We start from the raw sequence: 17080 nt of genomic DNA, 5'->3' as shown, positions 1-17080 counted from the left end.
TCTTTTTCTAGTGCGGTTTCTTAAAATACGTAAATAAAGCCCTTAGGGTTTATGTCGAAGCGTTAATTGTTTGGTAATAAAGGCATAGCGAAATTTTAAAATTTTTGCTATGATTTTAAAAAGGCCTCGCCTATATTTGCCGCGTCTCAAAGGGGTGCTTGTTCCGACAGGCTGAGATTATACCCAATGAACCTGGGCGGGTAATGCCGCCAAGGGAGGCGATAACATCGCTGTTTGGAATTTCCAAGGTTTCCTACGGAAACAAAAAACCATGTTTAACTTTAGAATAATGGCCCCTTTTATTCGTCACTAAATTCTAGTACGAATGAAAACGTATTTTACCATTTTCAGTTCTAAGGCCGTCGGTTTTGCCGACGGTCCAATGCGCCTTTTTAAAAAAGGAAAAAGGCCCATCAAAAACCTTTTGTATATGGCGGCCCTTACCGGCCCGGCTTTGGCCCTATCGGGGCAGGAAAGACAACCTGTCGATTCGCTCGAAGGTACCAAAGTGGTACTCGATGAGGTGCTTGTACAGGCCGTACGGGTAAACAAGGAGTCGCCGGTGACCTTTACCAACCTGCGCAGGGAAGAGATCGCCCCGCGTAACCTGGGCCAAGACATTCCTGTCTTGATGAACTATTTACCGGCCGTGGTCACCACGTCCGATGCCGGGGCGGGTGTGGGTTACACCGGAATTCGGGTACGGGGTAGCGATGCGACCCGGGTAAATGTCACCATCAACGGAATTCCGTACAACGACGCCGAATCGCACGGTACCTTTTGGGTGAATATGCCCGATTTTGCCTCGTCGACCGAAAGTCTGCAGTTACAAAGGGGCGTGGGTACGTCGACCAATGGGGCAGGGGCCTTCGGGGCAAGCCTCAACCTGCTGACCGATGCCGTTTCCGAAGAGGCCTATGGCCAAATTTCGTCGTCTATAGGCAGTTTCAATACATTGCGCAACAATATCAAGTTCAGTACGGGACTGTTGAACGACCGTGTTGAGATTTCCGGAAGGTTGTCGCGGATTACTTCCGACGGATACATAGATAGGGCATCGTCCAAACTCGAATCCTATTTTCTACAGGCCGCCTATAAGGATGACAACACCTTGTTGAAGGCCCTTATTTTCGGGGGGCATGAAGTTACCTATCAATCTTGGTACGGTTTTGAACCGGCCTATGTGGCCGCTTTGGGGGCCAACCCCAATATAGATGAAAACCGGACCTTTAATGTTTCCGGAGCCTATTTTGACGAAGAGGGCAACCTGCAATTTTACGACAAGGAAGAGGACAATTACCGGCAAGACCATGCCCAACTTTTGTGGAACCAACAGCTTTCCGATACCTGGAGCACCAACGTCGCCTTTCACTTCACCAACGGCCGTGGGTACTTTGAACAATTTAGGGAAGACGATGATTTTGCCACCTACGGCTTTGAGTCCCTGATCGTTAACGGCGAAACCCTCAATACGACCGATTTGGTCAGAAGAAGATGGCTTGACAATGAATTTTACGGAACCGTGTTTTCTGCCAATTACCACAAAAACAGGCTGAACTTGATTTTCGGGGGAGGATGGAATTCGTACCAAGGCGCCCATTTCGGGGAGGTCATTTGGGCGCGTTACGCCTCGCAAAGCCATCTGCGGGACAAGTATTACGACGACGACTCCAACAAGAGCGACTTCAACCTGTACGCCAAGGCCAATTACGGCCTCGGCAGCAAGTGGAGCCTCTTTGCCGACCTCCAGTACCGAAGGGTGGGCTATTCGGCCAATGGCGACGATACGGGACTTGTAGACGACACCTTCCGTTTCTTCAATCCCAAGGCGGGGCTGGTCTACGACCTGAATGCCAACAATAACTTCTACTTTAGCTATGCCGTGGCCAATCGCGAACCCAACCGAAACGATTACGAAAATGGCAACCCCAAACCCGAGCGGTTGAACGATTTTGAACTGGGATGGCGCTACGTGTCCCCCAAGTTTCAATTGAATGCCAATGCCTACTACATGCGCTATAAAGACCAATTGGTACTCACCGGCGAACTCAACGATGTGGGCGGGCCGTTGCGGGCCAATGTGGGCGACAGTTACCGCACGGGGATCGAGCTCGATGCCCATATCCTCTTGGGCGAATCTTTTCGTATCAGCCCGAATATCGCCTTGAGCAGTAACAAGAACGTCGATTTTGTGTTTCAAAGAAATGGCCGGTTAGAGGAATTGGGCAATACCCATATTGCCTATTCCCCGAATGTCGTCTTTGGAAACCAATTGGCCTACACCCCCATGGAGCACCTTCGGATAGCGTTTTTGACCAAATATGTGGGTGAGCAGTATATGGGCAATATCGATTCGGAAGGTTCGGTCTTGGATGCCTATACCCAATCGGATTTGAGCCTGCACTATACCCTTGAATTCGGATCCGTACTGGAGAGCATTACCTTTTCGGGCCTAGTGAACAATATCTTCGATGCCGATATCATCTCGAATGGATATTTTTATACCTATGACGACCATTCCACAGGTTCGGTAGTTACCTATGAAGGTGCCGGGTACTATCCGCAGGCCGGAACCAACTTTTTGTTGGGGGCCACCGTAAGGTTTTAAAATTAGTTGTTTAATAAGGTAGGGGGCCGCTGACTCAAAAGTCGGCGGCTTTCTCTTTTCGTCTTGTAACCGGTACTTTTGCCCCTTATTGGGTATTTGAGATCCAAACACTTAACTTTAGCCTTCTATCGTCGTCGAACGGCCTTTATAAAGCTGGTTTAAGGCGGTAGCTAATTTAATGTACTGAACGATGAACAAAACCGATCAAAAGACCGTTCGCTGGGGTATTATTGGCTGTGGCGACGTAACGGAAGTTAAAAGTGGGCCGGCCTATCAACAGACCGAGGGTTTCGAAATAGTGGCCGTAATGCGCCGCAATGCCGAAAAGGCGGCCGACTACGCCCGCAGGCACAATATACCGAAACATTATGCCGATGCCGATGCCCTTATAGCCGATCCCGATGTGGATGCGGTCTATATCGCGACCCCGCCCGATAGCCATAAACCATATGCGCTTAAGGTAGCGGAGGCGGGTAAGCCTTGTTGCATTGAAAAACCCTTGGCCCCGAGCTACAAAGACAGCTTGGCGGTCTACGAGGCCTTTATGGACAAGAACCTGCCTTTGTTCGTGGCCTATTACCGGCGTACCCTGCCCCGTTTTCTCAAGGTCAAGGAATGGCTCGATACTAATGCCATCGGAGAGGTCAGGCATATTGGATGGTTCTTGGGCAAGGCGCCGAGCGAGGTCGACCTGGGTGGTGCCTACAATTGGCGTACCGATGCCGAAGTGGCCCCAGGCGGCTATTTCGACGATTTGGCCAGCCATGGTCTCGACCTCTTTGCCTTCCTTCTAGGCGATTTCAAGGAAGTTTTGGGTATTTCGCTCAACCAACAAGGGCTGTATACGGCCAAGGATGCCATTACCGGATCATGGCTTCATGAAAGTGGAATTACGGGAAGCGGAACCTGGAATTTCGGTTGTGACCATAAGGAGGACCGTGTCGAGATTTTCGGAAGTAAAGGAACAATCCGCTTTGCCGTTTTCGAAGAAGAGGAGGTGGTCTTGCAAAATGAAGGGGGGGAAACCAAAATGTTTATCGCCCACCCCAAGCACGTGCAACGGCACCATGTGGCCAGCATGAAGGAAGACCTGTTCGGTGGCGAGGCACATCCGTCGACCGGTAAGACGGCCTTGCATACCAGTTGGGCGATGGACAAAATTTTGGGAAACATTTAATACGTTTCGTGTCGTTTTCCGTACTACCTTCAGGTGGCCTTCCCATTTGGCGGAGGTGCTAAAGAATAGCTATGGAAAACATACCCGAATTTGGGAGCAAGCTGAGAAAGAACATTGTTGCCGTACCTGAAATCGTCACGGCCTGTTCCGGTATTCGGGTGTTCGGCCAACGGTTAAAATCGTTTCTTTTCAGTACCGACGTGGCCATTATCAGAAATACCAACGCCAATGCCATCATCGCGGTTTATCCGTTTACCCCGCAGCCCGTTATTTCGCAAGCGCTGATCTTGGCCGCCGATAAGCCTATTTTTTGTGGCGTGGGCGGGGGCATTACCACGGGCGACCGTACGGTAGAGCTGGCACTCCATGCCGAATTTCAAGGGGCCTTGGGTGTCGTGCTGAATATGCCTGCACCGAACGGACTTATTCGGCGCCTAAAGGACAAAATCGATATACCGGTTACGGTTACCGTGGTATCGGAAAAAGACGATATTCAAGGAAGGTTGGATGCCGGTGTCGATATTTTCAACGTTTCGGGCGCGGGGAAAACGGCCGATATCGTAAGGCGGATCCGTGATATCGATGATCAAGTGGCCATTATCGCCACTGGAGGAAAAACCGAAGAAACCATCCGTACTGCCATAGAGGCGGGGGCCAATGCGATATCCTACACCCCACCGACCCCCGGGGAGCTTTTTAAGCCTATTATGACAAGGTATAGGGCCGAATAAATTCTGCGGTGTTAATTGCTTATCACGACCACGTTGCCGCTTTGGGCGGCATTGTATTCCAGCAAATTGTGGTAGCGGTTTCCGTCATCGGGCGTATCTTTTTGTTGCCCCGTAAAAAGATAGTACTCATAGCCCTCGCACGGACAGGTGGCGATCTGCCCGTCCAAAACCATTGTCGAGCAATCGTTGGGCACGTGGTTGGGGCAGCTGGCCTCGAAGGCGCGATACTGGTCGAAGTTCGATTTTATGACGAATATACCCTTTATGCCCACCCCGGGCGTGTCGATATATATGGCGTTGCCCAAGTTGGTCAACGGGCTGTACAGGGGCAAGTTGAGGTTGATATCGAACCGAAAGCCTATTTCCTGTAAAAAGGGATTGCGTTCGCCCCTGTCGCTATCGCATGAAAGCAATCCGACCAAAAGTATAATACTCAAAAAACGTGGCATATGGGTAGTTCAATTTCAATATGTACAGGCAAAATTGAACAAAAAATATGTATATTTGCGTTAAATCCTCTCTAAAAAAGCCGTCATTATCTCGGTTCAAGTAGAGGATTTTTCTTATTTAGTACTTTTATGGGTTTTGCGATTAGCGCGGCCATCAAGTCGGGGAGCAATTTCAAGGATATGTGGTAAGGTTTTGAAACGGAAGATTTTAGGAACTGTCTTTTGTTTACCCGGTCCCGGGATTTACGGTTTGCCTTGGTAAACCTTTCCCTTGTTTCCAACTTGACATGGCAGCACCAATGGTTAGAAAACAATATGTAAAATGAACTTATTATGAGCAACATATCTTATTATACCGCAGAAGGTCTAAAGAAATTGAGGGAAGAGCTGAATTACCTGAAGGACGTCGAACGCCCCAAGGCTTCGCAAGCCATTGCGGAAGCCCGCGATAAGGGTGACCTTTCGGAGAACGCGGAATACGATGCGGCCAAGGAGGCCCAAGGCCTGCTCGAAATGAAAATTTCGAAGATGGAGGCCACTTTGGCCAATGCACGCCTGATCGACGAATCGCAACTGGACACTTCAAAGGTCCTGGTTCTGTCAACCGTCAAACTGAAGAACCAGAACAACGGTATGGAAATGAAGTACACCTTGGTCGCCGAAAGCGAGGCCGACCTGAAATCGGGCAAGATTTCCGTAAGTTCGCCGATAGGTAAGGGACTTTTGGGAAAAAAGGTGGGCGATACCGCCGAAATTACCGTCCCTAGCGGTACCCTAAAGTTTGAAATCCTCGAAATTACTAGAAACTGATCCTCCCATGGCCTCCATTTTCACAAAAATCATCAACGGGGAGATTCCCTGTTACAAAATAGCGGAAGACGACAACTTTTTTGCCTTCTTGGATATTAACCCCAATGCCAAGGGGCATACCCTGTGCATACCCAAAAAGGAGGTCGATAAGATAATGGACCTTGACGAGGAAACCTATATGGGGCTTATGGCCTTTTCAAGAAAGGTGGGGTTGGCCATCGAGGCCGCCATTGACTGCAATAGGGTGGGCATGAGCGTAATCGGGCTCGAGGTGCCCCACGTTCACGTGCACTTGATTCCGCTGACCGAAATGAAGGACGCCACTTTCCAAAACAAGGTGACCCTCGATAAGGAACAATTCGAAGCCACGGCTGCGGCCATTCGGGCCCAGTTGTAACCTATGGGCAAATTTTATTGACGAAGAACAAGGTAGATGCCCAGTCCGACGGCGACGAGCACTGCCAATACCACGATCCAAAATAACGAGGTGAACTTGGTCGAACTGCGTTTCGGTTCGACCATTTTTTTGTAATAGTCGAAGGTGCGTTCGATGTCGTCCGTCCAACTGATCGGATAAATGGTGCTTTTGCATTTGTTGCAGACGATTTGATGGCTTACCTCATTACTTGTCCTGTGCACCAATCTGGTGTGGTAATGTTTCTGGTAGAAAGACAGCCTTAGGTCTTGGTTGAAGCATTCCGGACAATTATTGGTCAGGTGGGCTTCTTTGATTACAACTAATTTTTCCTTCGCCATTTTACTGATTGTTTAAGCTTCTCGAGCTTCCGTTGCCCGCAAGGTAATCTGCATGATGGTCCCTTCCTTGTTGGAGGAAAGAACCTTGATTTTTCCTTTGTGGTACTCCTCAACGATCCGCTTCACCAATGACAGTCCCAGACCCCATCCCCTTTTCTTTGTGGTGACCCCGGGGTTGAAGATCGATTGGAAGTCGCTCTTGGGTATGCCGTGTCCCGTATCGGAAACCTGAATATGTACGTTCTTTCCGTCGACAAGGATCATAATACCGATTTTTCCCTTTCCCTTCATGGCATCTATTCCATTCTTTACCAGGTTTTCAATGGTCCAATGGTACAGGGCGCTGTTCAACAAGACGGGGGCTTCCCGTACTTGGCTTTCGAACGAGAACTGGATCAGGTCGGAACTTCTCGATTTGAGGTACTCATAGGCCTCCTTGGTCTGCTCCACTATGTCTTGGGTATCGAGTTTGGGCAAGGAGCCTATTTTGGAAAACCTCTCGGTTATGGTCTCCAACCGCGATATGTCCTTCTGTATCTCCCGGGTGATATCGGGGTTGATGTTTTCGGTCTTTAAGAGTTCGTTCCACCCCAAGAGGGAAGAGAGGGGCGTACCTATCTGATGGGCCGTTTCCTTGGCCATGCCGGCCCAAAGTTTGTTTTGTTCCGATGCCTTGTTGGTCTTGAAGAAAAAGAAGATCACCGCCCCAAAAAGAAAGATAATCAGCAAGAGGGCTATGGGGTAGTACTTGAGCTTGTTCAATACCTCCGAGTTGCCGTAGTAGAGCGTGGCTAAATGTTCGCCCTGCTGGGTTATCGAAATAGGGGTGTTCTCACTTTTGAATTTTTTGATCTGGTCTTCGATATATGCCGTGTCCATGGTGTTTTCGATCGGCATATTGTTGGTTTTTATAGACCCGTCCTTGTTGACCAATATCATCGGGGTAGAGGTATTGTTCTGAAATACCTTAAGATGAAGGTTGCCCAGATCGGCATCTTCTGACGATTGTTGAAACTCCGATTGGGCCGTGGCCCAAATCTCCATCTTTAGGCGTTCCTCTTCCTTGAACTTTTTAAAAAAGCTGTTGGTGTTCCAGAGAATAAGACTAACGATAACGAAAGACGCTATCAGCAATATCAGATTACTGGTCTTCTTTTCAGGGTTGAGGTTCATTCAGTGAATTGTCTTATATAGCCCTTTTAAAAGCGGTGTGCCCATCTTCAAGGTTCTTATCAAAGATAACGTAAATGCGTTAAAATTGGTATGTTGACACCGGTGCCCTCGTTGTTAAATGATGGTAAAACACGTATCTTTAACGTATGGACAAGGATATGCTTTCTATACTTCCGGATGCCGTGCCCACGGGTAAACTGCACGGTTATTTGTTGGGGGCGGTGGGCCCGAGGCCTATTGCGTTTGCCAGTACCATTGATGAAAAGGGGAGGCCCAACCTATCCCCGTTCAGTTTTTTTAACGTCTTTGGAAGCAATCCGCCCATATTGATTTTTTCCCCATCGCGGAGGGTGCGCGACAATACTACCAAGCATACCCTTCAGAACGTACTTTTGACCATGGAGGTGGTCATCAATGTGGTCGACTACGATATGGTAGAGCAAATGTCTTTGTCGAGCACCGAGTACCCCAAGGGGGAGAACGAATTCAAGAAGGCCGGCCTGACCATGGTCAGATCCGATATTGTAAGCCCGTATCGGGTAGGCGAGTCCCCCGTGCAATTCGAGTGCAAGGTAACCAAGGTAGAGGCACTCGGAAAGGAAGGGGGTGCGGGCAATTTGATTTTTTCGGAGGTAGTCAAGATACATATAGCTACGCGTATCTTGGATGAAGGCGGCCACATCGACCCGCGAAAGATAGACCAGGTGGCGCGCATGGGCGGTAATTGGTACAGTAGGGCCAATAAGGGTCTTTTTGAGGTGCCCAAGCCCCTTTCCGAACTGGGAGTGGGTGTAGACCGTATTCCGGCCCATATCAGGTCGAGCAAGGTGCTTACGGGCAACGATTTGGGTCGCTTGGGCAATGTGGCACGGATTCCCGATGCCGACGAGGTGAAGGCCTTTGTCGCCTCGAACATGGAAGTTCGCACCCTCATCAGTAGCGGCGAAAGGGAACAGCTCGAACGTAAGGCCAAGGAATACCTGCAACAAAACGATGCGCTTTCGGCATGGAAGGTGCTCCTGGCCGGTTAGAACTACTGGAAAACCAGTATTTTAGTAGGGTTTGTAGCGGGAGAAGTGTTTCAGGGCAAATTAACGTCCACTGGTAACCTTGCCCGATATGAAACCCCAACTGTCACTTTTACTCCTTTTTCTCATGGGCTTGCCCACAGCTTTTTCGCAAGAGGATGCCCGGGCTTCTCAAAACGGAGCCTCTTCGTATATCACTTTTAGCCCTTTGTCGGCTCTGGATGCTTACGCCCCCAGGTGGCGTGTCGGCTATGTTCAACCTATAAGCTCCCATTGGCAGGTAGGCGTTGACCTGGGGTATGGCAACAAAGGTATGGCCTTGGTAAGCGGCAATATTGGCGATGCCTACCGGTTGTGCGAAATAAGGCCCGAGGTCCGTTATGTCTTGAACCCCAGGGCCCGAACCATAAAATATCTTTCTGCCGAGCTGTTTTATATCGACCAGGCCAACGTCTTTTCAAATGGCGATTATGAGGCTGAAAACGGCGACGATTTTACCTACGACAGGGCAAACTACCAACGCCAAAAATACGGTATGCACCTGAAGTTCGGTCTGTTTGTGGATTTGGGGAAACGGGCCGGATTCAATTTTTACGGCGGAATCGGTTTCCGTTGGCGCCAGAGCGACTATTTTGATGTTGAAAACAGGGAAGGCGCAGATATTTTTCGGGAATGGTATCCTTCCATGTATGATCGCGAAGGCCATGCCTTTGGTCCCAACCCGACTTTGGGGGCGGCATTCTATTATAGGCTATAGCTGATAACCTTTAATAACTTCTATTCGATTTTCTAGGTGAATATTGCTTTAAGCACTACATTTAAATTTTAATAGAGTTTTAGTTAACATATAATTCATAGTCATGGAAGTTCAGGGAAAAATAAAGATGATCGGCGAAACGCAGACCTTTGGAAATAACGGTTTTAGAAAGCGCGAAGTGGTAATCACCACAGAAGAGCAATATCCGCAACACTTAATGATCGAGTTTGTCCAAGACAAAACAGATCTTTTGAACAATTACAGTGTAGGGCAGGATGTAAAGGTGAGCATTAACCTCAGGGGGCGTGAATGGACCAACCCCCAAGGTGAGGTAAAGTATTTTAATTCAATCCAGGGATGGAGAATAGAAAGCCTTCAGCCCGCAGCGGCAGACGCCAATAATATACCACCGGTTCCACCGGCCGAGGCCTTTGCCCCCGCCGACAACCTAAACGAGGAAGAGCCCGACGATTTGCCATTTTAACGAATGGGCGAGGCCATTTCGAATACGGGGCAAATCGATTGAGATACGACCTGTGGTCCCCAGTGGGGCTACAGGTTTTTTTATGGCCTCTTGAAATGTAGTTTTACCTTAAGCAGTAATCCATGTTTTTTCTTACCGACAAGCTGGAATTTCCGCCCGTCGAGCAGGCCAATGAAGAAGGTTTGTTGGCCGTTGGTGGCGACCTTTCCCCCGAACGTCTTCTCTTGGCCTACCGAAGCGGGATTTTTCCGTGGTTCAACGAGGGCTCGGTCATCTTATGGTGGAGCCCCGACCCTAGAATGGTACTTCGTCCGCACGACGTAAAAATTTCAAAAAGCATGCGAAAGGTATTGCGCGACGGCCGGTTCAAGCTGACGAAAAACCAGTCGTTTAAAGCGGTGATCGAAGCCTGTTCCAGTGTAAAAAGGGAAGGCCAAGAGGGTACCTGGATAACCGATGCCATGAAAAAGGCCTATCTGCAAATGCATTTAAAAGGCCATGCGACATCGTACGAGGTATGGCAAGATGCCGAACTGGTAGGCGGACTCTACGGGATAGACCTGGGGCACGTGTTCTGTGGGGAAAGTATGTTCAGTAGGGTCAGCAATGCCTCAAAGTTCGCCTTTATTAAAATGGCCCAAGAGTTGGAGGCCAAGGCCTATAGGCTTATCGATTGCCAAATGTATACGCCCCATCTTGAAAGTCTGGGCGCCCGGGAAATTCCCCGTGCGGAATTCATCCAAATTTTAGAGGCTGAAAACCAAGGAGGTGAGTAAGAAGAAGGCGTGCTCGGTGGTGTGCGTATAATCTTCGGCGCGGTATTCGGCGCCGACCTCCAGTTTTGTTCCCTGTCCGAGCAACCAGCCCACGTGCGAGGTAAGTCGCTGGTCGTACTCGGGTTTCTCGCCCTTGGCCACACTGAGAAGCGCCTCCGCGGAAGCTGAAAGATAGGGGTCCCCTACCGCAAGTTCTTCGCCTTTTAACGGAAAGTCGATGGCAAGGCGATATCGAAATCGATGAATGGTCAACGAAGGACTGATGCGCTGTTCGGCCCGAAAACGGCTGCCCATATTCAAGGTTTCGTTGCTATGCGAATATTTGTATTGTTCCACTATCCTTAGTTCGTTCTCTTCCGGCTCGTCGAAAGATTCCCTAAACCGGTACTGTATCCCAAGGGCCAAGCCTTGTTTGGAATCGACCCTAAAAGAGGAAAAGTGAACCAAGTCTATCTGTCTGATTCGGTACGAAAAATCGTCTTCATAGGTATAGGCCCGCTGGGCCACTTTAAAACTATGGGAATAATGGGGGGCTACTTTGTACTTCAGCGCAATATCGGATTGAAAATAGCCCGTGAGGTTCTCTTGGCCAAAACCCAAACAACTCGACAATACCCCAAAAACAACAAAGAATCTTTTAATATAGTACATGGTCATAGTTTGGAGGTAGGGCCTTTTTGATCAGTTTCAGCTTACCTTCGGCATCAAAGATGGTTTCATATTTTTCAGTAGCCTTGCCCTTCTTGCCTTTGACGGTAAATTTGTAGGTTATGGAGGGTAGCATCAGGTTTTGAAAGGCATTTTTCAGGCTTTGGTCCAAATCCCTGTCCTCGGTAAGATATTGCTGTTGTATTTTTTGTACGCGGTATTTTTCGAAATTTCCTTCCAGATAAGCGATGGTTTGGGTGTAGGAATCGTTAGGGATGTCCACGGGTTTTATTTCAAATTCAATGACTTCGACCTCACTGTCGCTGTTGAAGGTTATCCCGTACCGCAAACGGTCTTTTTTAAACTTGGCCTTGTAGCTGACCACGTTACTGTCTATTTCCTTGTAAAAACGCATTTGCCTGGCATCTTCCACTTTTTCTTCAAGGGTCAAAACCGCCTTTTCAGGAAATTGCGATTTTCGGATGCGGTGTTCCCGTTCGCTCCTGACTTGGGCAAGGAGCGAAGCTGTACTAAAGGCCAAAATAAATACGAAAAGAAAAACAGACTTAAGATTCATATCACTATACTTTCGGTAACATTCGTTTTTTATCATACCTGATCATACCTAAAACATGAGATTTCATGGTCGTTGACCATACCCGTGGCCTGCATAAAGGCATAGATGACGGTACTGCCCACAAATTTGAAACCTCTTTTTTTCAGGTCTTTGCTTAGCGCATCCGAGATTTTCGTGGTGGCAGGGGCGTCTTTGTAGTTTTCGACCCTGTTCCTTATGGGGCTATCGCCTACAAAACCCCACACATAACGGCTAAAACTTCCAAATTCGTCTTGCACCTTCATAAAGGCCATAGCATTTGACACTGTCGCCCGTACCTTTAACTTGTTCCTGATGATCCCGGCATCGTTCAGCAAGGCTTGGATCTTCTTTTCCCCGTACTGTGCTATTTTACGGTAATCAAATTGGTCAAAGGCCTTTCTGAAATTTTCCCGTTTTCTCAAAATGGTAATCCAGCTCAGTCCGGCTTGAAAGGTTTCCAAGACCAAAAACTCGAACAAGGTATCGTCGTCCCTTACGGGTGTGCCCCATTCTACGTCATGGTAAGCCTCGTAAAGGGAGTCGCCCTCGCACCAAGGACATCTTTGTTTTTTCATTTTGTTTTTTGAACCACGAAAATACGCCTTTATGAACAAAAGGTTATGCTTGTGTTACCTTTGATCGATGTTTTGCGGTCCAATATTACTAAAATATAAATTTGGGATATAGGGGGGCGGGGCTTGGACAAAAACCCTTCGGTGTAAGCCAATGCTAACGTTTTCTGGAAGCGCAAACCGTACTTAATCCTTTTTAGGACCTACTTAAACGCGCGGGGTGTAAGTTCTTGAAAAAAAATGCTACCAATGATACCTCAAAAACAGGTAGGATACTACCAATTGTCATTAAAACAAAACTATAAAATGCCACAATCCATTACAGACAAGAGCACTGCGGAATTGATCAAAGAGGCTTTGCCAAAGGCCGTTTCCTATACCGATTACAGGGCCATGGTCAGCCGGTTGGCGTCGGAAGGCAGGGCCACTGGCCCGAAACAGACCGAGGCCCTGGCCAACTATACCCTGTTGAACGACAGGCGGATGAAGCGCTTTGACAAAACGGTGAAACTCGATCCCGAATCCATGGATCTAATAAAAGGATACGATAGAAGGATAAGTCTTTTGGTACTCACCGAAAGTTGGTGCGGAGACGCCGCCCCGTCCTTGCCGGTGATGAACAAAATTGCCGAACTCAGTGCCAATATCGATTTGAAAATCGTATTGCGCGATGAAAATTTGGAATTGATGGATAGGTTCTTGACCCGGGGTGCAATGTCGATTCCCAAGTTGATCGTTTGCGATAGGGACAGTTTGGAGGTTCTTGCCGAATGGGGGCCACGGCCCGAACCGGCGGCCAAAATGGTTGCGCGGCATAAGGAGGAACACGGCAAGATACTTCCCGAACTCAAGGAAGAGCTTCAACAATGGTACAACAAAGACAAGGGCAAGACCATATTAAAGGAGCTTTTAGCGTGCCTTCCCTTGGAATAGGTAGGTGATGCTGCCCTTTTGCGAGGCTCTGGAGGCCGAACTGAATTTGGCCTTGTAGGCGTAGGCGATGGCGTTCTCTACCAGGCAGCCGTTCGAGGTGCCCGAGCTCCGCTCGTTAAAACTGGCGTCGATAACATTGCCGGCGGAGTCTACCTCGATATTGATCACGACTTTGCCTCCCTCGATACAGGTATAGATGGGCGGGGGGAGCCGATAGCCTTCGCGTTCCACTAACGAGAACGAGACCGATGTGCGGCGCTTGGCCAAGTTGTTGGTGAATTCGTGTTTTTTTGCCGTTATTTCGCCAAGTTTCTGCTTGGCCTCCTCGCGTTTCTTCCTCAACTCCTTTATTCTTTCGGCATATTCGGAGTCCATAAGATCGTCGGTGGCATCCCCTTCTTGGGCAATCTCCCTTTCGGCCAAAATTTCCTGAAGGGTCTTTAGGGGTTCGGGACTTCCCTGGCTGGGCTTGGCCGTTTCGTTGTAGGCCATATGGCTTTTGATGGGGTTGGCCTCCTGCATTTCTTCCTTGGGCTCTTCTTTCTCCATCAATTCCTCTATGAGCTCCTCGTCAAGAACCATTTCCACCACATATTCGTCTTCTTCCTGCGAACCGCCCAAATGTATGTTGTAAAGGCATAGCACAACAATGCCCATCGAGAAGATGGTGATCAAAAACGATAATTGCTGGCGGTTGAGGTTCATATTAGTGTATAACCCTGATTTTCTGAAAATATTTTAATTTTTCGTTGAACGGAAACTCCCTTTCAACATTCTTCGGTCTTATGACGGCCCGAGCAGGTTTTCTGCAAAAACGTTGGGGTCTAGGGCATTATTTACGTTGTAGTCCCCTATTTTGGTTCTTCTCAGTTCGGTTAAATGGGCACCCGACCGTAGTTTTAGCCCCAAATCATGTGCCAAACTTCGAATATAGGTGCCTTTGCTGCATGCAATTCTAAAATGCACGTCCGGAAAATTGATTTGGGTGATCTCAAAAGCCGTAATATGTACGGTTCGGGTCTTTATTTCTACCTGTTCGCCTTTTCGGGCATATTCGTACAGGCGTTTGCCGTCTTTTTTAATGGCTGAAAATACCGGTGGCCGCTGCTCGATGTTTCCGATAAAGCTGTTTGCGGCGTCGTGGATCGCCCCTTCGGTAATATGGTCGATCGGGTAGCTTTGGTCGATTTCGGTCTCCAGGTCGTACGAGGGGGTCGTGGCACCAAGGGTAACGATGCCCGTGTATTCTTTGGCTTGCCCCTGTAGTTCGGGAATGGTTTTGGTAAACTTTCCGGTACAGATCAGAAGTAGGCCGGTAGCCAATGGGTCTAGGGTACCCGCATGGCCGATCTTTATCTTTTTTAGGCCGAATTTCTTTCGAATGGCCCACTTGAGTTTGTTCACTGCCTGAAAGGACGACCACCCCAAGGGCTTGTCTATCAGTAAGAGCTGTCCGTTAAGAAAATCGTCCTTGGTACGGTTGTCCATTCCGTTTTACTTTGTTTTTAGGGCCTTGTAAAGACCTTATCCGAAAAGGCCAAAGGCTATGGCGATAAGGCCTACGATAAGGCAGTATATGGCGAAATAAGAAAGTTTGCTTTTTCTGACCAATTGGATCATCCAGGTACAGGCGGCCAGGCCGGCCACGAAGGCGGCAATGAAGCCGGCTCCCATGGCTACCGCGTTGTGTCCGCTGAACGCCAGGTCTCCGCCCATGAGGTCTTTGGCTATTTTTCCGAAAATCAGGGGGACGACCATAAGAAACGAAAAACGGGCGGCCTTGGTCTTGTCTACCCCCAAAAGTACCGATGTGGAAATGGTGGCCCCGCTCCTCGAAATGCCCGGCAACATGGCTATTGCCTGCGAGACCCCGATAATGAGGGCATTGCCGAAACTTACCTTTCTATCGGTGTCCTTGGCCTTGTCGGCCATATACAGCAGGCCGGCCGTAATCAATAGCATAAAGCCGACAAATTTTACATTGCCCCCAAAAAAGGCCTCGAGCTGTTCTTCAAAGAACAGGCCTATGCCCACTGCGGGCAGCATCGAAACGATGATCTTTAACGAGAACTGCATTTCTTCGTTCCAGGTAAAACTGAAAAGACCCTTTATAATTTCTCCGACATCCTTTCTAAAGACGACCAAGGTGCTCAGGGCCGTGGCAAAATGGAGGACGACCGTAAAAAGAAGGCTTTCTTCGGGCACCGAGTTGTCTCCGAGAATGGCTTTCCCCAGTTCTAAATGTCCACTCGATGATACAGGTAAAAATTCGGTCAATCCTTGAATGATTCCGAGAATGATGGCGTCTAAAGTATCCAAATTAATCTTTCTTCTTGTGCGGATTCAACATAATGGCATAGATCTCAATACCCAAACCGATCAACACCAAGGTCGGCGCCAAGCGTATTCTTCTAAAGTTGTAGATGGCGTCGTTGAACACGTTGGGGTCGTCGCTGCCACCACCGCTCATCAGAATAAAGCCCAAGGCGATAAACGCGACACCGATAAACATAAAGGTGTAATTCTTCTTTTGAAAGATAAATTCTTGCTGTTGAGGTTGCTTGGTCTGTTTCTGATGTTTTTTACCCATGGTGCAAATTTAGCGAAAAAGTTATTTGTTGGCGGCCTATTCGGTAATTCATACCGGCCGGGTCACGAACCGGGGGCGATTGTGCCTTAATAATAGAGCTCATCGGTGCGTAAATTTAAAAAACGCTGTGTGGCGAAAAAGGTGCAAACGAGCGAAATAAGAATGCCCGTTATAAATATGGCCCCGAAAAGCACAGCCAGTATTTCGATGTCTTCGAAGAGTTCGAGCTCGGGAAAGTTCTTGTCGAGATAGTACAGTACCACCGCCAGTACGGCCGTGGCGATCAAGGCGCCGAGCATGCCCAGCTTGACGTTCGTCCAAATAAAGGGTCGGCGTATAAAGCCCTTGGTGGCCCCTACCATTTGCATGGTCTTGATAATAAAGCGTTTGGAGTAGATCGACAACCGGATGGAACTGTTGATCAACAAAAAGGCGATAAAGGTAAAAACGCCACTGGCCACCAATATCCAAAAGCTGATGCGCTTTACGTTTTCGCTCAGCAGCCCTACCAAGGGTTTGTCGTAGCTTACCTCTTCGACATAGGTTTTGGCCGAAAGGTTCTGCGCAATTTCCTCGATTTGTTCGGGGGTTACGAAAGCGGCCTTCAATTGAACGTCTATTGAGTTTTTGAGGGGGTTGTAGCCCAGAAAATCCTGGAAGTCCTCACCGATTTCCTCACTGTGCTGCTTGGCCGCCTCTTCCTTCGAAACATAAATGGCCGCCTTGGTGTGTTCGGCCTGTAGCAATGTTTTTTGAAGTTGGTCCACTTCCGATTCCTTGGCCTCGTCCTTTAGAAATACCGAAATGGTGATCTGTTCCTTAAAATGATCGGCCATTTTTTTGGTGTTGATGACCAAAAGGCCCAAAATGCCCAGTAAAAACAAGACCAAGGCAATGCTCAGCATCACCGAAAAATACGACGATATTAACTTCTGTTTTTGATATTGTTCGAAAGATTTTCCCATAGTCGCCTATACGGCTGTAAATTTA

General features: G+C 48.4%; 21 protein-coding genes. 10 read left to right on the top strand and 11 right to left on the bottom strand.

Going from position 1 to position 17080, the window contains the following annotated elements:
* Nucleotides 1–382: 382 nt before the first annotated feature.
* The 3 genes from BUB37_RS00445 (at nt 383) to BUB37_RS00435 (ending at nt 4516) form a co-directional block, all read left to right on the top strand.
* On the top strand, nt 383–2608 hold the full coding sequence (locus tag BUB37_RS00445) for a TonB-dependent receptor (protein ID WP_397459874.1): 2226 nt from the start codon (nt 383–385) through the stop codon (nt 2606–2608).
* Between the two features lie 190 nt (nt 2609–2798).
* A complete protein-coding gene (locus BUB37_RS00440) occupies nt 2799–3785 on the top strand; it encodes a Gfo/Idh/MocA family protein (protein WP_072986689.1) in 987 nt (328 codons plus the stop codon).
* Between the two features lie 71 nt (nt 3786–3856).
* Nucleotides 3857–4516 carry a beta/alpha barrel domain-containing protein gene (locus BUB37_RS00435; RefSeq protein WP_072986686.1) on the top strand — a complete coding sequence of 220 codons (660 nt, stop codon included), beginning with the start codon at nt 3857–3859 and terminating at the stop codon, nt 4514–4516.
* 11 nt (nt 4517–4527) lie between these two features.
* Here BUB37_RS00435 and BUB37_RS00430 read toward each other — a convergent pair whose 3' ends face one another.
* On the bottom strand, nt 4528–4965 hold the full coding sequence (locus BUB37_RS00430; protein ID WP_072986683.1) for a Rieske (2Fe-2S) protein: 438 nt from the start codon (nt 4963–4965) through the stop codon (nt 4528–4530).
* Between the two features lie 333 nt (nt 4966–5298).
* Here BUB37_RS00430 and greA point away from each other — a divergent pair, with 333 nt between their 5' ends.
* Both greA and BUB37_RS00420 read left to right on the top strand, forming a co-directional pair.
* The gene (gene greA / locus BUB37_RS00425) at nt 5299–5775 is read left to right on the top strand and encodes a transcription elongation factor GreA (protein ID WP_072986680.1); all 477 of its coding nucleotides are present in this window, start codon (nt 5299–5301) and stop codon (nt 5773–5775) included.
* Between the two features lie 7 nt (nt 5776–5782).
* Nucleotides 5783–6172, top strand: a complete 390-nt coding sequence (locus BUB37_RS00420) for an HIT family protein (RefSeq protein ID WP_072986677.1) — start codon at nt 5783–5785, stop codon at nt 6170–6172.
* 14 nt (nt 6173–6186) lie between these two features.
* Here BUB37_RS00420 and BUB37_RS00415 read toward each other — a convergent pair whose 3' ends face one another.
* Both BUB37_RS00415 and BUB37_RS00410 read right to left on the bottom strand, forming a co-directional pair.
* Nucleotides 6187–6531, bottom strand: a complete 345-nt coding sequence (locus BUB37_RS00415; RefSeq protein ID WP_072986674.1) for a hypothetical protein — start codon at nt 6529–6531, stop codon at nt 6187–6189.
* Nucleotides 6532–6543: 12 nt separating this feature from the next.
* Nucleotides 6544–7704: a sensor histidine kinase gene (locus BUB37_RS00410; RefSeq protein WP_072986671.1), complete on the bottom strand. Its 1161-nt coding sequence runs from the start codon at nt 7702–7704 to the stop codon at nt 6544–6546.
* Between the two features lie 158 nt (nt 7705–7862).
* On the opposite strand from BUB37_RS00410, the gene BUB37_RS00405 reads away from it, so the two are divergent.
* The 4 genes from BUB37_RS00405 (at nt 7863) to aat (ending at nt 10749) form a co-directional block, all read left to right on the top strand.
* On the top strand, nt 7863–8735 hold the full coding sequence (locus BUB37_RS00405; protein ID WP_072989595.1) for a flavin reductase family protein: 873 nt from the start codon (nt 7863–7865) through the stop codon (nt 8733–8735).
* Nucleotides 8736–8823: 88 nt separating this feature from the next.
* A complete protein-coding gene (locus BUB37_RS00400; protein ID WP_139278046.1) occupies nt 8824–9489 on the top strand; it encodes a hypothetical protein in 666 nt (221 codons plus the stop codon).
* Between the two features lie 103 nt (nt 9490–9592).
* Complete coding sequence (locus tag BUB37_RS00395) at nt 9593–9973, top strand: DUF3127 domain-containing protein (protein ID WP_072986663.1); 381 nt, start codon at nt 9593–9595, stop codon at nt 9971–9973.
* Nucleotides 9974–10095: 122 nt separating this feature from the next.
* Nucleotides 10096–10749 carry a leucyl/phenylalanyl-tRNA--protein transferase gene (gene aat, locus BUB37_RS00390; protein WP_072986658.1) on the top strand — a complete coding sequence of 218 codons (654 nt, stop codon included), beginning with the start codon at nt 10096–10098 and terminating at the stop codon, nt 10747–10749.
* Here the strand turns inward: aat and BUB37_RS00385 are convergent.
* Genes BUB37_RS00385 through BUB37_RS00375 form a run of 3 tightly spaced genes read right to left on the bottom strand, consistent with a single transcriptional unit; the run spans nt 10720 to nt 12570 of the window.
* Nucleotides 10720–11400 (bottom strand): DUF2490 domain-containing protein, encoded by a 681-nt coding sequence (locus tag BUB37_RS00385; RefSeq protein WP_170863094.1) that lies wholly within the window; start codon nt 11398–11400, stop codon nt 10720–10722. The genes aat and BUB37_RS00385 overlap by 30 nt on opposite strands.
* Nucleotides 11387–11974 carry a hypothetical protein gene (locus BUB37_RS00380; protein ID WP_072989592.1) on the bottom strand — a complete coding sequence of 196 codons (588 nt, stop codon included), beginning with the start codon at nt 11972–11974 and terminating at the stop codon, nt 11387–11389. The genes BUB37_RS00385 and BUB37_RS00380 overlap by 14 nt, the downstream gene beginning before the upstream one ends.
* A gap of 32 nt (nt 11975–12006) precedes the next feature.
* Nucleotides 12007–12570, bottom strand: a complete 564-nt coding sequence (locus BUB37_RS00375; RefSeq protein ID WP_072986652.1) for a DNA-3-methyladenine glycosylase I — start codon at nt 12568–12570, stop codon at nt 12007–12009.
* A gap of 246 nt (nt 12571–12816) precedes the next feature.
* On the opposite strand from BUB37_RS00375, the gene BUB37_RS00370 reads away from it, so the two are divergent.
* Complete coding sequence (locus BUB37_RS00370; protein WP_244526684.1) at nt 12817–13500, top strand: thioredoxin family protein; 684 nt, start codon at nt 12817–12819, stop codon at nt 13498–13500.
* On the opposite strand, the gene BUB37_RS00365 is transcribed toward BUB37_RS00370, so the two are convergent.
* From BUB37_RS00365 to BUB37_RS00345, 5 genes are all read right to left on the bottom strand, one after another.
* The gene (locus BUB37_RS00365) at nt 13477–14205 is read right to left on the bottom strand and encodes an energy transducer TonB family protein (protein WP_072986648.1); all 729 of its coding nucleotides are present in this window, start codon (nt 14203–14205) and stop codon (nt 13477–13479) included. The genes BUB37_RS00370 and BUB37_RS00365 overlap by 24 nt on opposite strands.
* 78 nt (nt 14206–14283) lie before the next feature.
* Nucleotides 14284–14988 carry a tRNA pseudouridine(55) synthase TruB gene (gene truB / locus BUB37_RS00360; RefSeq protein ID WP_072986645.1) on the bottom strand — a complete coding sequence of 235 codons (705 nt, stop codon included), beginning with the start codon at nt 14986–14988 and terminating at the stop codon, nt 14284–14286.
* 36 nt (nt 14989–15024) lie between these two features.
* Entirely contained in the window at nt 15025–15819 is a 795-nt protein-coding gene (locus BUB37_RS00355; protein WP_072986642.1) for an undecaprenyl-diphosphate phosphatase, read from the bottom strand.
* A gap of 1 nt (nt 15820) precedes the next feature.
* Nucleotides 15821–16090 carry a DUF3098 domain-containing protein gene (locus BUB37_RS00350; RefSeq protein ID WP_072986638.1) on the bottom strand — a complete coding sequence of 90 codons (270 nt, stop codon included), beginning with the start codon at nt 16088–16090 and terminating at the stop codon, nt 15821–15823.
* Between the two features lie 86 nt (nt 16091–16176).
* Complete coding sequence (locus BUB37_RS00345) at nt 16177–17055, bottom strand: cell division protein FtsX (RefSeq protein WP_072986635.1); 879 nt, start codon at nt 17053–17055, stop codon at nt 16177–16179.
* Between the last annotated feature and the right edge of the window lie 25 nt (nt 17056–17080).

This window comes from Pseudozobellia thermophila, from assembly GCF_900141855.1.
Classification (GTDB): domain Bacteria; phylum Bacteroidota; class Bacteroidia; order Flavobacteriales; family Flavobacteriaceae; genus Pseudozobellia; species Pseudozobellia thermophila.
The sequence above is the reverse complement of the archived record's forward strand: the minus strand, read 5'-3'. Positions and strand labels throughout refer to the sequence as shown.

Bases quoted from the DNA above. Each gene is read 5' to 3' on its own strand.
- BUB37_RS00445 (WP_397459874.1), top strand. From the start codon at position 383: ATGCGCCTTTTTAAAAAAGGAAAAAGGCCCATCAAAAACCTTTTGTAT.
- BUB37_RS00440 (WP_072986689.1), top strand. From the start codon at position 2,799: ATGAACAAAACCGATCAAAAGACCGTTCGCTGGGGTATTATTGGCTGT.
- BUB37_RS00435 (WP_072986686.1), top strand. From the start codon at position 3,857: ATGGAAAACATACCCGAATTTGGGAGCAAGCTGAGAAAGAACATTGTT.
- BUB37_RS00430 (WP_072986683.1), bottom strand. From the start codon at position 4,965: ATGCCACGTTTTTTGAGTATTATACTTTTGGTCGGATTGCTTTCATGC.
- greA (WP_072986680.1), top strand. From the start codon at position 5,299: ATGAGCAACATATCTTATTATACCGCAGAAGGTCTAAAGAAATTGAGG.
- BUB37_RS00420 (WP_072986677.1), top strand. From the start codon at position 5,783: ATGGCCTCCATTTTCACAAAAATCATCAACGGGGAGATTCCCTGTTAC.
- BUB37_RS00415 (WP_072986674.1), bottom strand. From the start codon at position 6,531: ATGGCGAAGGAAAAATTAGTTGTAATCAAAGAAGCCCACCTGACCAAT.
- BUB37_RS00410 (WP_072986671.1), bottom strand. From the start codon at position 7,704: ATGAACCTCAACCCTGAAAAGAAGACCAGTAATCTGATATTGCTGATA.
- BUB37_RS00405 (WP_072989595.1), top strand. From the start codon at position 7,863: ATGCTTTCTATACTTCCGGATGCCGTGCCCACGGGTAAACTGCACGGT.
- BUB37_RS00400 (WP_139278046.1), top strand. From the start codon at position 8,824: ATGAAACCCCAACTGTCACTTTTACTCCTTTTTCTCATGGGCTTGCCC.
- BUB37_RS00395 (WP_072986663.1), top strand. From the start codon at position 9,593: ATGGAAGTTCAGGGAAAAATAAAGATGATCGGCGAAACGCAGACCTTT.
- aat (WP_072986658.1), top strand. From the start codon at position 10,096: ATGTTTTTTCTTACCGACAAGCTGGAATTTCCGCCCGTCGAGCAGGCC.
- BUB37_RS00385 (WP_170863094.1), bottom strand. From the start codon at position 11,400: ATGTACTATATTAAAAGATTCTTTGTTGTTTTTGGGGTATTGTCGAGT.
- BUB37_RS00380 (WP_072989592.1), bottom strand. From the start codon at position 11,974: ATGAATCTTAAGTCTGTTTTTCTTTTCGTATTTATTTTGGCCTTTAGT.
- BUB37_RS00375 (WP_072986652.1), bottom strand. From the start codon at position 12,570: ATGAAAAAACAAAGATGTCCTTGGTGCGAGGGCGACTCCCTTTACGAG.
- BUB37_RS00370 (WP_244526684.1), top strand. From the start codon at position 12,817: ATGATACCTCAAAAACAGGTAGGATACTACCAATTGTCATTAAAACAA.
- BUB37_RS00365 (WP_072986648.1), bottom strand. From the start codon at position 14,205: ATGAACCTCAACCGCCAGCAATTATCGTTTTTGATCACCATCTTCTCG.
- truB (WP_072986645.1), bottom strand. From the start codon at position 14,988: ATGGACAACCGTACCAAGGACGATTTTCTTAACGGACAGCTCTTACTG.
- BUB37_RS00350 (WP_072986638.1), bottom strand. From the start codon at position 16,090: ATGGGTAAAAAACATCAGAAACAGACCAAGCAACCTCAACAGCAAGAA.
- BUB37_RS00345 (WP_072986635.1), bottom strand. From the start codon at position 17,055: ATGGGAAAATCTTTCGAACAATATCAAAAACAGAAGTTAATATCGTCG.